The organism is Cohnella sp. LGH, from assembly GCF_017671885.1.
GTDB classification, from domain to species: Bacteria; Bacillota; Bacilli; order Paenibacillales; family Paenibacillaceae; genus Cohnella; species Cohnella phaseoli.
The window spans coordinates 3,676,260-3,689,910 of the sequence record NZ_CP072117.1 but is presented as its reverse complement, the minus strand read 5'-3'; the positions used below and the strand labels follow the sequence as shown (position 1 = coordinate 3,689,910).

Below are 13,651 nucleotides of genomic sequence, written 5' to 3'. Positions count from 1 at the left end.
TTATACAGGAGCTAGCGTGCATACATTTGTACAACAGGACCTATCCATCCTGCTCTCACGCACCCTATTGAGGAGGTGCTGCCCGTATTCAGCAGGTCCCTGTTAACTAGGCAAGGGGCAGATATTCGAGCAGGGAGCGACGCGAGTGACGCTGATCACGAAGGTATTTTCGGCCTTTTTTGAGACCGAAGTCAGGGTTGACTGGAGGAATGACTGGGCTTGGTTGTCCGTTCCTTGACTAATCTGACAAAAAATACGACTAAAGTAGCTAGCGCACCGGTCGTGAATTCGGTACATTTAGAACGGATTATTCCATTTAGGAGAGGGGTTTGACCGATGGTTCCGACTGAATCCGACATTCAGCAGAATAAAGGCATGGCTATAGTGGCTTACATTTTGTTTTTCGTTCCATTGCTTGCGGCTAAGGAGTCTCCTTTTGCGCAGTATCACGCCAGACAAGGCTTGAATCTGTTCCTGCTGGCGCTAATAGCCAACGTCGTACTGAGCATTATTCCGATCATCGGATGGTTGTTGCTTCCGCTGGTCAACTTAGGAATTTTGGCGCTTGTCATTATCGGCATTCTTGCCGCGGCGAACGGCCAAGTGAAGCCGCTTCCTCTGATCGGGAAGTATGAGATTTTGAAGTAATTGCAGGATAACCGACCAGCCCCCGAGCCCTAGCGGAGTTCGGGGGCTGTCGCATGTGGAGGGATCGTCATGAGTGAGAGGAATCGATTGGCGGAACGCACGGAAGCGATTGAACGTTCGGAGATTGCCTATACGCTCGATCGTATGGAGGCGATTCGGGATCGTCCCGGCAATCCGGAAGGAATCGAGATTCTGCGAGTTGGCGGAGCGATATGCATCTACAGCAGAACGATGCCTTGGCCGGGATTTAACACAGTCAAAGGTTTAAGAAGCAGCGATGCGGATACTCTTGAAGAGATTATCGAGTTCTTCCGCGCCCGCGGACGAAAGCCGTTGTTTGAGCTTGTGCCCGGAGTGGTGGATCAAGAGCTGATGAAGCGGCTGACTGCGCTTGGCTTCAGCCAGACGGGCTTCCATACGTCGTTGGCTATGACAACGGGAGTTGGAGCTGCGCTTCATTCCGCGCCACTGGCGGACAAGCTGGAAATACGCTCGTTGTGCGAGGATGAATTCGAGCTGTACGCGACCGTCCACTGCCGCAGCTTCGGCTTGCCGGACGACGGCATTCCTCCTGTGGCCGCGAACAATCGGGTGCTGTATGACCGTCCGGGATGGAAGTTTTATTTGGCGCTATGGGAGGGTCAGCTCGCCGGAGCGGCCGTATCTCATCGAAACGGAGAGATAGCTTCGCTGACGTTCGCGGCGACGCTGCCGGACTATCGCGGGCTTGGCATTCATGCTGCGCTGCTGCGGACAAGGGTCGGAGAGGCGTTCGCGGACGACTGCGAACTGGTCGTCGGACAATGCGCTTTCGGCTCGCAGAGCCATCGCAATATGGAGCGTATCGGGATGAGCGTCGGTTATGTCAGAGCTTCATGGAGTGAACGGTAAGAAGGGCCGGTGGAATCGTTACGCTTTCCACTATTTTTGCGCAAGCTGCAGGGCTCCTGGCCTGCTCGCCGGTCTTTCGGATAACAAGGTACAGCCCGAACGCAATTTTCTTCTTCTACGACGAGTCCATCCAGACTAAAATCTTCTCTCCGGCATAACCTGACGTATAGGCACAATTTGGGATGAGAAAATTTTAATTTTTTTGGCGTGGATTTGTAACCTTATGTTGTCCTAATCCGTTTAATAGGTAATAGGAAAGCAAAGGCTGCGGTTACGAGCCCTGAAGGAGAGATTGCATAATGGTCAACAAACTGCTTATCAGCATAGTCGCCGTGTTGTTCGGTATCATGTCGTTCGGTTCCATTACAGCGAATACCGGCGAATACACGCCTGTTCCCGTGGACGAGAGCACGCGTGTCGCATATGTTGACGCAATCTATCGGGCGGACGGCGATTGCTATATAGACGCGGATTTCATAGAGTGGTACGAAGGGGAAGCGGCCAACCGGATATTTCGCGAGAGAGAAGCGGATTCGGGCATGGACGAAGCTCCGGACGGCTACTACATCGTGAATGACGACCAAGCGATCGAGCGGCTGAAGCTTGCGCCTGACGTGAAGGTGCTGATGCAGATTTACGACCGGACGGACGATATAGCCGAAGCGGATGTCGTATGGAACGAGCAAATCGCGTTAGATAAATTCATCTCTTTGATGACGGATAACGGGGAAATGAACCTGAGAGATTATCCGTATCATTTGACGATAGAAGACGGCGTCATCACGAAGATTGTTCAGCAGTTTATTCCATAAGTCAGATGAATCGAACGACGAACGTCTCCCGCAAAATCGGGAGACGTTTTTTTGCGCGAGTCCGACCCGACCCGAGCCGGAGAGTGTAGGCCAAAAAAGTGCCTTGACCTGGCCCGAGCCGGAGAGTGTAGGCCAAAAAAGTGCCTTGACCCGACCCGAACCGGAGAGTGTATTCCAAAAAAGTGCCTCGACCTGACCCGAGCCCGGGGGCGGAGGCCAAAAAAGTGCCTTAATGCTCACCCAATGGCTGCGGCGGTCGCTCATAGTTCGCCTAACCTGACAACAGTGGGATGATCTCCTGGAGGAGCTAAGCGTTTGCCTTTGGAATCGTGAGATCTCGTTGTAACGAGTTTACCCTTAAAGCAAGGGTGCTCATAAGTCGCTTATGAGTCGCTTATGTGACGGCCTCATTGTCATGTTTTCCGCTTTAGCGTCCAATTCTTTTCCTTCACTAGCAACTCTATCCTTTCGAACGCGTCTAATAGGATACAATGTTCTATACGACATGAGTAAATTTTACCGGAGGATGGATTCATGCTTTTTCGTAATCGCCGCTATGCCTTGTTTTTGCTGTGCTTGTTCCTTCTCGTCCCGATCGCGGGGCACTCTGCTTCCGCGGAAGCGCCGCCGCAGATCGGCATTTATCTGGATGGGAAGAAGATCGTGACGGACGTTCCGCCGTTCATCACGGCGAAGACGAACGTGACGATGGTGCCGCTGAGCGTTATCAGCAAAAGCTTGGGAGCAAACGTCAGTTGGTCGCAAGCGACGAAAACGGCGACGATTCGGCACGAAGGTCTTGTCCTAGACATGACGATGGGCCAGAAGTTCGCGCTCGTTAACGGTCAACGTACGGACCTGGAGACGACCGTTCAAGTGGTGAGCGGACGCGTTATGGTGCCGCTTCGGTTCGTAGGCACGCAGCTGCAACTGCTCGTAACTTGGCAGCAGGCTACGCGGACGATTTTGCTCCAGTCTCAGGAAGGCGGAGAGGTCGGCCCCGGTCCTGGTCCCGGTCCTGGTCCCGGCTCCGGCAATAGCGAAACTCTGAGAGGCGCCTGGGTATCGACGGTGTACAATCTGGACTGGCCAACGGACAAATCTTACGGGAAACCGGAGCAGCAGAAGCAGGATTACATAAAGCTGTTGGACGATTTGCAGGGAATGGGGCTGAACGCCGCATTCGTGCAGGTGCGTCCGTCTGCAGACAGCTTCTATCCTTCCGCACTTGTTCCGTGGTCGCGATATTTGTCGGGCAAGCAGGGAACCGATCCTGGCTATGATCCGCTGGCCTTCATGATCGAGGAGACGCATAAGCGGGGCATGGAATTCCATGCGTGGTTCAATCCGTTCCGCGCGACGGTCGACGAGAAGAAGGAGGGATTGGCTGCGAACCATATCGCGATAACCCATCCCGAGTGGGTCGTCCTATTTAATAAGAAGTATTACATCAATCCGGGCATCCCCGAGGCGAGGCAGCATATTATCGATGCGATTATGGAAGTCGTACGAGGCTACGATATCGACGGCGTTCATCTGGACGATTACTTCTACCCGTCCGGCTCGTTCCCCGACGATGCGACGTATGCGGCCTACAATACGGACTTGCTTAGCGCCAAAGCCGACTGGCGGCGCGATAACATTAACCGGTTCGTCAAGGAACTGGGCGAATCGATCCATCTGGTGAAGCCGCAGCTAAGCTACGGAATCAGCCCGTTCGGCGTCTGGCGCAACATTGCCGACGACCCGACCGGATCGGATACGAAAGCCGGCGTTACGACGTACGACAGCATGTATGCCGACGTTCGCACGTGGATTCAGCAGGGCTGGATCGATTACGTCGTTCCGCAGATCTATTGGAGCTTATCGTTTGAAGTTGCCCGCTACGACAAATTGGTCAGCTGGTGGGCGAACGAAGTGAGAGGGACGAACGTCAAATTGCTGATAGGACACGCGCCTTACAAGTTGGGCACGAAAGAAGCCGGCTGGAGCACCGCTCAAGAGATTATCAACCAGTTGATCTACAATAAGAATGTCGTCGAGGTGCAAGGAGACATTTTCTTCAGCGCCAAAGATTTGCGGAGAAATCCGCTTGGACTCATCCCGCTTCTGCAACAATATTATCAACAGTAAGAAGTAAGAGGCTGCACGAGATCGATTAAGATCCCGATGCAGCCTCTTCTGTGTCATCCGCCCAATTGTCGAGCCAGCCATTGGCGAATGACGGCGAACACTTCCTCGCGCCGCGACTCGTTGTGCAGCTCGTGCTTGAAATCCGGCCATTCCCGCCAATCGACGCTCCTGCCGGCTTGACTTGCGAACGCTTTGCTCGCTTGGAGCGAGGTGACCTTGTCATCGCCGCCGTGCATGAGCAGCAGCGGAACCTGCAGCATGTAGGCGTGGTTGAGCGCCCACAGTCCGGCCTTCTGCACGCCGAAGAAGAAGCGCGCCGTAATCTGCCCGTGTCCGAGCGGATCGTTCACGTACCGTTCGATCATCGCCGGATCGCTGGTCAGATGCTCCGCGACCATCGGGCGGTTATTCGTGTAGGACGGATATACCCGCTCGACGACTTTGCCCACGATCGCTTGCAGCGAAGGCGGCTTAAACGCCAGCTTCAGCCACGGTCCCGTCACGACTGCTCCGCGAATGGCTGGCTGCCGCCGCAGCAAATAATTAAGCGTGACATTGCCGCCCATGCTGTGACCGTACAGAAAGATCGGCAATCCCGTATATTTCCTCTGCGCCTCGTCCAGCAGCAGATCGACGCCCTCCAGCAGGGCTTCGTAGGTCGGCGCGTGGCCGCGCTTGCCCTCCGTCTTGCCGTGACCTCTCTGATCGAATCCCAGCACGGCGTAGCCTTCTTCGTTCAGCATTTCCGCCAGATGAGCGTAGCGGCCCATATGCTCGCCCATGCCGTGGACGAGACCGACGACCGCCCGGGGGCTGCCGTTAGTAGTATCCGGACTCCACTCGTATGCGTGCATACGAGTCTGATCCTTGCACCGCCATTCCATGATGTTCATGCCCATCCGCCTTGCCTCCTCCTTTAGAGAAGTTTTTTCCTTCTAGGGGTTGTTCTTATACGTTAATCATATCCGAAATCGAGCGAATCGGCGAGAGAATTACACCTCAGGCGGAAGGATTGGAATCGCGCATCGATATTGATTACAATAGAGACAGAACCTAAGCGACAGAAGGAACGGGAGGAGTATCAACATGGAAAATAACGCGCAATCGCAGCTCCATAAAGCGACTTTCGCCGGCGGGTGCTTCTGGTGCATGGTGACGCCGTTCGAGGAGCTGCCGGGTATTCACGGCATCGTATCCGGTTATACAGGCGGGCATGTCGCCAATCCCACCTATGAAGAAGTATGCTCCGAGACGACCGGACATACCGAGGCGGTGCAAATTACATTCGACCCGGGCCTGTTCCCGTATCGTAAACTTCTCGACATCTATTGGCGTTCGGTCGATCCGACCGATGCGGAAGGGCAGTTTCATGACCGGGGCTCGTCCTACCGTCCGGCAATTTTCTATCACGACGAGCAGCAGCGGGAGGAGGCCGAAGCGTCCAAAGAGGAGCTGCGGCGCAGCGGGCGCTTCGACAAGCCGATCGCGGTCTCCATCGAACCGGCGGTCGAATTCTATGCAGCGGAGGAGTACCATCAGGATTACCATACGAAGAATCCGCTCAGATACAAGTACTATCGCCACGGATCGGGCCGCGACGCGTTTCTTGAGCAGCACTGGAATACGGCGAAGGATAAGGAGGAGCTGCACAAGGAATTGCGTCAACGGCTTACGCCAATGCAGTTCGAGGTGACCCAGAACAGTGCAACCGAGCCGCCGTTTCGCAACGAGTACTACAATAATGCGGAGCAGGGGATTTACGTCGACATCGTGTCCGGGGAGCCGCTGTTTAGCTCTCGCGATCAGTTTGACGCAGGCTGCGGCTGGCCGAGCTTCTCCAGGCCGCTGCACGGAGGCAGCATTCAGGAACGTCAGGACTTTACCCACGGCATGTACCGCATCGAGGTGCGCAGCCGGGAAGCCGATTCTCATCTCGGCCATCTGTTCGACGACGGACCGATGCCGGGCGGACAGCGCTACTGCATCAACTCCGCTTCCTTGCGTTTTATTCCGAAGGAGCGGATGGAGGAAGAAGGCTACGGTAGCTACTTGTCGGAGCTGTAAGCCGCGCCGGGCAGCCGACGTCGTGCCGCATTAGTAGAGCACTCGCCATAAATAGAACGTCGTATAGGCTTCCCAGCCCTGCCAGCCGACCGCCAGCTCTTTAATCCGGGCGACGGTCGGCTTTTGTTCCATCTGCAGTACCGATTTGATTGCATTGTGCAGACCGACGTCGTCAATCGGAAAAGCGGACGGGTAGCGCAAGCATCTCATCAGCACATAGTTGGCCGTCCAGGGACCGATCCCGCGAATCGCGACCAATCTTTTTTCCGCGGAGCGGATATCGCTTTCCAGCAGTATGGCTCTGCCGAGCTCTCCGCTGGCTATGAGACGCGCGACTCCGATCAGATACTCTGCTTTCTTTGTTGTCATTTTTAACTCCGTAATATCATTGACGTTCAGTTCGGCAATATCCCGAGGCTCCGGAAACAACCAGCAGTCGACGTCCCCGCGCCTCTCCTGCCGCCCGAATGTCTCGACGAACCGACGCTTGAGCGTGTATGCGAATGCCAAATTGATCTGCTGCCCGATAATGCCCCAGCAGAGGGCCTCGAACAGGTCGGGAATGCCCATGTTGCGCAGGCCGTACAGCCTGGGGACGACGTCGCGCAAAATCGGATCGCGGCTCGACATCGCGTAAAAAGCGGATAGATCGTTGTCGAGATCAAACCATTCTCTCGCATAGGCGACGACCTCTTGTGCGATTTCGTCGTTCCACGGCTCCTCGTCCAGCGGACGAAGAAGCAGGCAGCCGGGCTCCGCGTCGACCTCGAAGAAAACGGCTCGAGAGCCGGCGGGAATCGCCTTGTACAGCCTGCCGTCGCGGATGCGATACAAGCTCTCGTCGGGAGAGCGGGACAAGTAATCGAGATTAACGGAAAAGTCGAACTCGGCGGGAACGGGGATGCGAATCGGGCCATTTATTTGGTTCATAGGCGGTTCTCCTGACTCTAAAAATTCAAGTAATTTACTCAACTTTCGCAGAGCACAAATCATCTTGAGAGCATGTCGTTGTAGTCTTTCAAGGTGATCAGGTATTGGGCTTGTAAATAGAAAAACACCGCTTCGTTTGCTAAAGTGAGAGTGTCGAGCAATCACTTCAACCGAAGAGGTGTCTACCCTAATGATAGCCCAACCATCCGAATTGAATCAACTGCCTAACGAACTAAAACCAGCGTTCCAAGAACTGAAAGTCATGCAGCATCTGCAACAAGCTGGATTTCGTAAACGCTTTGGCTTTAGCTGTGCCCGACTATTCCAACTTGTTTTCGTTTTGTTGTTCCATCAGAAAAACTGGTTTCGCCTGCTTGAGAGCCGCAAGGACGATTCCATGCCTGGCAAAGATGCGGTTTATCGCTTTCTCAATCATGCCGGCTTTGCATGGCGCCGATTTCTGACTTCGCTTAGCGTGGCTACCGTGAAGAAAGTGGATGCGCTGACGTCTGCGGATCGGGATGTCGTCTTCATCGTCGACGATTCGATGTTCGAACGCAATCGCAGTAAAGCCGTTGAGTTGCTCGCCAGGTTCAAAGATCATGCCACGGGTGCGTATTACAAAGGTTTCCGCATGCTGACGATGGGGTGGTCGGATGGTCATACGTTCTTACCCATGGACTTTGCGCTGCTAAGCTCTAGCAAGTCGGCAATCACCGGCATGAGCGAATCCATCGACAAACGAACACATGGTTACAAGCGCCGGAAGGAAGCACTTCTGTCGGCTCCTCAAGTCGTTGCGTCCATGCTGGATCGCGCCTTGGCAGCCGGAGCAACCGCCTCTTATGTCTTGATGGACAGTTGGTTCACGCACGCGCCGCTCATTCGCGAAGTCGTCTCCCGCGGACTCGATGTGATCGGCATGGTCAAGAACGACAATAAACGATTCCTTGTGCAAGGCCAGAAGCTGTCGCTTAAAGAGCTTTACTTAGCAGCCGCACCTGTAGCGAGCCAGAAGCGCAGTATTCTCCGCTCGATCCGAACGGAGCTGGCTTGCGGTACGCCGGTGCATGTGGTGTTTGTTCGCAACCGCTCGAAGAAAAATGATTGGCTCGCCGTTTTGACGACCGATTTGACGCTCTGTGTAGAGGACGTCATCCGAATTTACGCCATTCGCTGGGACATTGAGGTTTTCTTCAAATGCACCAAGTCGCTGCTTCGTTTGCAAAAGGAGTTTCAAGGCCGCTCTTATGATTTGCTGATCAGCCATACGACAATTGTCTTCTCACGCTACCTTCTACTAGCCTGGCAGCATCGGCAAAGCACTGATGCACGTACGTTCGGCGGTTTGTTTTATGTGCTATGCGACGAAGTCGGCACACTGGATTGGACAGTCGCCTTACAACAATTGCTCGATCTTGTCAGCGAAATCGCCACGAAAGCAGGAAAGAGGCTTTCAGTTTTGATTCAGCGTCAACTTCAGCAATGGATTGCCAGTCTGCCCAGCTACATCAAGGCTTGTTTGCCAATTTCATGCTGCGAAAGTTGAGTAATTTAGTTGTACCATAAAACGGACCTCCGCGGCTTACGATATGTTGCGGTTATATTAAAGCAATGAAAGGTAATTCTATCGGAATAGAGCGGGGTTTATCTTGATTCCGATGCTGCTTTTGCGGTATACTTTTCTCGCCAATATCATAGATGAGGAGCAAGAAAATGAGCAAAGTATTGATTTTCGGTCACAAAAATCCGGATACGGATACGATTTGTTCTGCCATTGCTTATGCGGATTTGAAAACCCAGCTCGGCGAAGAGGTCGAAGCGGTTCGTCTGGGCGCCGTCAGCGGGGAAACCCAATATGCGCTGGACAAATTCGGCTTTGAGGCGCCGCGGCTTGTTGAGACGGTTGCGGGCGAAGCCAAAGGCGTTATTCTCGTCGACCATAACGAACGTCAGCAAAGCGCCGCCGACATCGATCAAGTGACCGTCCTTGAGGTCATCGACCACCACCGGATCGCCAATTTCGAGACGAGTGCTCCTCTTTACTACCGCGCAGAGCCGGTAGGCTGCACCGCGACGATTCTGCTCAAGCTGTACAAGGAGAACGGCAAAACCGTTCCCGCCAACATAGCCGGCCTGATGCTGTCTGCAATCATCTCCGATTCCTTGTTGTTCAAATCTCCGACCTGCACCGCGCAGGACGTTGCCGCCGCCAAGGAATTGGCCGCGATTGCCGGCGTAGACGCGGACAGCTACGGCCTTGATATGCTGAAAGCCGGAGCCGATCTGAGCGACAAGACAATCGCACAGCTTATTTCTCTGGATGCCAAAGAATTCCAGATGGGCCAAGCAAAAGTCGAAATCGCCCAAGTGAACGCGGTTGACGTTAACGACGTTCTGTCCAAGCAAGCCGAGCTGGAGGACGCGCTGACAGGCATCATCAACGAGAAGGGGCTCGACCTGTTCTTGTTCGTTGTCACCGATATTCTGAACAACGATTCCGTTGGCCTTGCCCTCGGCAAAGCGGCTGACGCGGTTGAAGAGGCTTATAGTGTCAAGATCGAGAACAATCGCGCATTTTTGAAGGGCGTCGTTTCCCGCAAATCGCAGATCGTTCCCGTACTGACCGATATTTTTAACAAGCGCTAACGGTTGCTTAAGGGAGCTGTCCCATAACAGAGCGAATCCGGATTATCGATCATAGTAGGGGTATGTATCTCCTGGATGGAGGTACATACCCCCTTTAACCATTATGTTCGATAATCAACTTGATTGGCTTACAATTTCTCATCCGGGATGTATGCAATACGCCTAGAGGTTCTCTGCCAAGGATGGCGGGGCCGCTTAGGTTGGATGTCCAACATAGAAGCATGGAGGCTTCGAAACATCATGAAACTTAGCGTACTCGAACATTCTCACGTGAATGAAGGCAGATCCGTGAGAGATGCGTTGGACGAGACGGTAGCGCTGGCGAGGGAGACGGAGAAGCTCGGATATTATCGCTTCTGGGTGTCCGAGCATCACGGAAGCGCGGCGTTGGCCTCTTCGAGCCCGGAAATTCTGATGGCGCACATCGCATCGCATACGAAGACGATTCGGATTGGCTCGGGCGGCATTATGCTGCCGCACTACAGCGCCTACAAGGTGGCGGAGAACTTCAGACTGCTGGAGGCTTTGTATCCGGGCCGGATTGATATGGGCTTGGGGCGCGCTCCCGGAGGAACGCCGATCGCAACTAGAGCGCTCCAGGAGCACAAAAGGTACGAAGTTGACCCGTATCCGCAGCAGATCGTCGATCTGTACCACTATTTGCGGGACGACAATCCGGCCAATCACCGGTTTTCCGGGCTGCGGGCGTTCCCGGAGACGGAGGGCATGCCCGAGCTGTGGCTGCTCGGCTCCAGCGACGGCACCGCCAAAATCGCGGCGCAGCTCGGCACGCCGTATGCGTTTGCTCAGTTTTTCGGCGCTGCCGGAGACGAGCCGCTTCAGCACTACAATTCGTATTTTCAGCCCTCGTCCTACTGCGCTCAGCCTAAGGCGCTGGCCGCTGTCATGGCGGTGTGCGCCGACACGGAAGAGGAAGCGCGGCAGCTTGCGCGGAGCAACGAGCTGTTCTTCCTTAAGTTGTTTGCGGGACAGGAGCTTCGCTCCATGCCTTCCGTTAAGACGGCTTCGGACTACCCTTATTCGCTTGCCGAGCAGCAAATGCTCGACCAGATGCGGACTCGCCGTTTTATCGGCACGCCCGGACAAGTAAAAGAAGCGCTCAAGCGCTACGCGGACCGCCTGCATCTAGACGAATTGATGATCGTCTCGCACATTCACGATTTTGAGAAGCGAGTGCGCTCCTACAGATATATAGCGGAGGCCTTTCAATGAAAAGAATTGCAATCGATATGGACGAAGTGATGGCGGACTTCATCGCGAAGTATCTGCTTCATTACAATAGGGACTTTAACGACAATGTCACACACGAACGGCTGCATGGAATGCATCTCAGACAGCTGAACCCGGAACTGGAGAGCCATCTTCGGAAGTGTTTGGACGATCCTTCGTTTTTCGGGGATTTGCCCGTTATGCCGAACAGCCAGGAAGTCGTTCGCGAGCTGAGCGAGCGTTACGAAATCTTCATTACAACGGCCGCTATGGAGGTTCCCGCCTCCTTCGCCGCCAAGTACAACTGGCTCAAAGAGCATTTCCCGTTCCTGAACGAAATGAACTTCGTATTTTGCGGCGACAAAAGCATCATCGACGCCGATTATTTGATCGACGACAACAGCCGTCACTTCAAGCGCTTCAAGGGGCAGGGTCTTCTGTACACCGCTTCGCACAACGTGCATGAAACCGGGTTCGTTCGGGTGAACAACTGGCTGGAAGTCAGGGAGTATTTCGCAGGGATTTAAGTTGCATAGAAATGTTGAATAGCAGCAATCCCGAAAGTAGGGGGCTGTCTCATAAGCAGGGTTGCATGATTATCTTTCAGAGCAACTTGGTTGGCTTATGGGACAGTCCTCTTTGCTCGTTGTGCAAGAATCTATGATTTTCTACCAAGATTGTTGGATGCCTTCGACATGAAAAGTAATTACAATCGAAGTATAGCATTCCTAATCCATACAATCGACGAGGTGGTAAAATGACGATGCATACCCCGATTAAGCCTGCTCGCAAAGCAAGGATCGGATTATACAGCGTTGGGCTTCAAGCTTATTGGGAGCAGTTTCCGGGTCTAAGAGAACGGCTGATCGAATACGGCGTTTTTATCGAGAAAAAAATGGCGCAATGGGCGGAGGTGTTCAATTACGGTCTCGTCGATACGGAGGCGGAAGGTCGGAAAGCGGGCGAGTGGCTGAACGCGAGCAACGTCGACTTGGTGTTCTGTCATGCGGCGACTTATTCGACGAGTTCAACGGTGTTACCGGTCCATCAGGCGTGCAAAGCGCCGGTTGTGTTTCTTAACCTGCAGCCGACCGAACGGATTGATTATGAGCGGACAACAACGGGAGAATGGCTTGCCCACTGCGGCGCGTGCCCGGTGCCGGAATTCGCGAACGTGTTCAATCGCGCCCGAATGCCGTTCCGAGTCTTGAACGGCCTGCTGGGATTGGACTACACCCCGGCGATTTCTTTGACGAACGAGAAGACGAACGACAGACCGGAAGCGATCCAGGCATGGCGGGAAATCGAAGAATGGATTCGTGCCGCTTCCGTACCTCGCACGCTAAAAACGAGCCGATTCGGTTTCCTTGGCAACACGTACAGCGGCATGCTGGATATGTATAGCGATTTTACGATGATACAAGCGCAGACCGGACTGCACGTCGAAGTTGTGGAAATGTGCGATCTTGACCGGATGATGAAGGACGTGACCCCTCAGGAGGTCAAGCAGAAGCTCGAAGAGGTTCGCGGTATGTTCCAGATTAGCGGGGACTCCCCTTCAGACCCGATCGCGCGCAAGCCCACCGATGAGCAGCTCGAATGGTCGTGCAGAGTGGCCGCAGCGCAAGAAAGGCTCGTTCGCGAGTACGATTTGGACGCGCTCAGCTATTATTACCATGGCGCGCCCGGCGGGGAATACGAGAAACTGCAGGGCGGCTTTATCGTCGGACATTCCTTGCTCACGGCTCGGGGCATCCCTTGCTCGGGCGAAGGCGATCTGAAGACGGCGCTCGCGATGAAAATATGCGACATTCTCGGTACTGGAGGCAGCTTTTGCGAAGTCGTCGTTACGGATTACGTCGATGGAACGATATTGCTGGGGCATGACGGGCCGTTCCATATTGCTATTTCTGCGGGCAAGCCGGTGCTTAGGGGCATGGGGCTCTATCACGGCAAGCAAGGTACGGGCGTATCCGTCGAGGCGAAGGTGAAAACGGGACCGATTACAACGCTGAACGTTACGCAGACCGGGGACGGGAAGCTAAAGCTGATCATCAGCGAAGCGGAATCGACCGACGGTCCGATTATGCGCATCGGCAACACGCAGACACCGGTGAAGTTCAAGATGCATCCGGACGACTATATGGCCAAGTGGTTCGCGGAAGCGCCGACGCATCATTGCGCGATGTCTATCGGGCATAACGGCTCATTGTTCGCCAAAGTCGGAGAGCTGATGGAGATGAATTGCGTTACGATAGACGGCTAAACTCACCACGTAGCGGCATAGGAAGCGG

The 13,651-nt window shown here is 54.2% G+C and carries 12 protein-coding genes; 10 read left to right on the top strand and 2 right to left on the bottom strand.

Going from position 1 to position 13,651, the window contains the following annotated elements:
• Positions 1-336 precede the first annotated feature (336 nt).
• The 4 genes from J4772_RS15675 to J4772_RS15660 all read left to right on the top strand — a co-directional run bounded on the left by J4772_RS15675 (position 337) and on the right by J4772_RS15660 (position 4,484).
• Positions 337-648 (top strand): DUF4870 domain-containing protein, encoded by a 312-nt coding sequence (locus tag J4772_RS15675; RefSeq protein ID WP_116059696.1) that lies wholly within the window; start codon positions 337-339, stop codon positions 646-648.
• A 69-nt stretch (positions 649-717) separates the two neighbouring features.
• Positions 718-1,539, top strand: a complete 822-nt coding sequence (locus J4772_RS15670) for a GNAT family N-acetyltransferase (protein WP_209076018.1) — start codon at positions 718-720, stop codon at positions 1,537-1,539.
• Between the two features lie 299 nt (positions 1,540-1,838).
• Positions 1,839-2,351, top strand: a complete 513-nt coding sequence (locus J4772_RS15665; RefSeq protein WP_116059698.1) for a hypothetical protein — start codon at positions 1,839-1,841, stop codon at positions 2,349-2,351.
• Positions 2,352-2,885: 534 nt separating this feature from the next.
• Positions 2,886-4,484 (top strand): family 10 glycosylhydrolase, encoded by a 1,599-nt coding sequence (locus tag J4772_RS15660; RefSeq protein WP_209076017.1) that lies wholly within the window; start codon positions 2,886-2,888, stop codon positions 4,482-4,484.
• 53 nt (positions 4,485-4,537) lie between these two features.
• Here J4772_RS15660 and J4772_RS15655 read toward each other — a convergent pair whose 3' ends face one another.
• Positions 4,538-5,383 (bottom strand): alpha/beta hydrolase, encoded by an 846-nt coding sequence (locus tag J4772_RS15655; RefSeq protein ID WP_209076015.1) that lies wholly within the window; start codon positions 5,381-5,383, stop codon positions 4,538-4,540.
• Positions 5,384-5,570: 187 nt separating this feature from the next.
• Here J4772_RS15655 and msrA point away from each other — a divergent pair, with 187 nt between their 5' ends.
• Positions 5,571-6,548 (top strand): peptide-methionine (S)-S-oxide reductase MsrA, encoded by a 978-nt coding sequence (msrA, locus tag J4772_RS15650; protein WP_209076013.1) that lies wholly within the window; start codon positions 5,571-5,573, stop codon positions 6,546-6,548.
• 30 nt (positions 6,549-6,578) lie between these two features.
• Here the strand turns inward: msrA and J4772_RS15645 are convergent, their stop codons facing one another.
• On the bottom strand, positions 6,579-7,478 hold the full coding sequence (locus J4772_RS15645; protein WP_209076011.1) for a DNA-3-methyladenine glycosylase family protein: 900 nt from the start codon (positions 7,476-7,478) through the stop codon (positions 6,579-6,581).
• Between the two features lie 190 nt (positions 7,479-7,668).
• Here J4772_RS15645 and J4772_RS15640 point away from each other — a divergent pair, with 190 nt between their 5' ends.
• The 5 genes from J4772_RS15640 to J4772_RS15620 all read left to right on the top strand — a co-directional run bounded on the left by J4772_RS15640 (position 7,669) and on the right by J4772_RS15620 (position 13,623).
• The gene (locus J4772_RS15640) at positions 7,669-9,027 is read left to right on the top strand and encodes an IS4 family transposase (protein WP_209071836.1); all 1,359 of its coding nucleotides are present in this window, start codon (positions 7,669-7,671) and stop codon (positions 9,025-9,027) included.
• 167 nt (positions 9,028-9,194) lie between these two features.
• Complete coding sequence (locus J4772_RS15635; RefSeq protein WP_209076009.1) at positions 9,195-10,127, top strand: manganese-dependent inorganic pyrophosphatase; 933 nt, start codon at positions 9,195-9,197, stop codon at positions 10,125-10,127.
• Positions 10,128-10,364: 237 nt separating this feature from the next.
• Positions 10,365-11,360 carry an LLM class flavin-dependent oxidoreductase gene (locus J4772_RS15630; RefSeq protein ID WP_116063172.1) on the top strand — a complete coding sequence of 332 codons (996 nt, stop codon included), beginning with the start codon at positions 10,365-10,367 and terminating at the stop codon, positions 11,358-11,360.
• Complete coding sequence (locus tag J4772_RS15625; RefSeq protein WP_116063049.1) at positions 11,357-11,884, top strand: 5' nucleotidase, NT5C type; 528 nt, start codon at positions 11,357-11,359, stop codon at positions 11,882-11,884. Before J4772_RS15630 ends, J4772_RS15625 begins: the two co-directional genes overlap by 4 nt.
• A 230-nt stretch (positions 11,885-12,114) precedes the next feature.
• The gene (locus tag J4772_RS15620) at positions 12,115-13,623 is read left to right on the top strand and encodes an L-fucose/L-arabinose isomerase family protein (RefSeq protein WP_209076008.1); all 1,509 of its coding nucleotides are present in this window, start codon (positions 12,115-12,117) and stop codon (positions 13,621-13,623) included.
• Positions 13,624-13,651 lie beyond the last annotated feature (28 nt).

Excerpts from the sequence above, each read along its gene's own strand:
- J4772_RS15675 (WP_116059696.1), top strand. The coding sequence starts at position 337 with ATGGTTCCGACTGAATCCGACATTCAGCAGAATAAAGGCATGGCTATA.
- J4772_RS15670 (WP_209076018.1), top strand. The coding sequence starts at position 718 with ATGAGTGAGAGGAATCGATTGGCGGAACGCACGGAAGCGATTGAACGT.
- J4772_RS15665 (WP_116059698.1), top strand. The coding sequence starts at position 1,839 with ATGGTCAACAAACTGCTTATCAGCATAGTCGCCGTGTTGTTCGGTATC.
- J4772_RS15660 (WP_209076017.1), top strand. The coding sequence starts at position 2,886 with ATGCTTTTTCGTAATCGCCGCTATGCCTTGTTTTTGCTGTGCTTGTTC.
- J4772_RS15655 (WP_209076015.1), bottom strand. The coding sequence starts at position 5,383 with ATGGGCATGAACATCATGGAATGGCGGTGCAAGGATCAGACTCGTATG.
- msrA (WP_209076013.1), top strand. The coding sequence starts at position 5,571 with ATGGAAAATAACGCGCAATCGCAGCTCCATAAAGCGACTTTCGCCGGC.
- J4772_RS15645 (WP_209076011.1), bottom strand. The coding sequence starts at position 7,478 with ATGAACCAAATAAATGGCCCGATTCGCATCCCCGTTCCCGCCGAGTTC.
- J4772_RS15640 (WP_209071836.1), top strand. The coding sequence starts at position 7,669 with ATGATAGCCCAACCATCCGAATTGAATCAACTGCCTAACGAACTAAAA.
- J4772_RS15635 (WP_209076009.1), top strand. The coding sequence starts at position 9,195 with ATGAGCAAAGTATTGATTTTCGGTCACAAAAATCCGGATACGGATACG.
- J4772_RS15625 (WP_116063049.1), top strand. The coding sequence starts at position 11,357 with ATGAAAAGAATTGCAATCGATATGGACGAAGTGATGGCGGACTTCATC.
- J4772_RS15620 (WP_209076008.1), top strand. The coding sequence starts at position 12,115 with ATGACGATGCATACCCCGATTAAGCCTGCTCGCAAAGCAAGGATCGGA.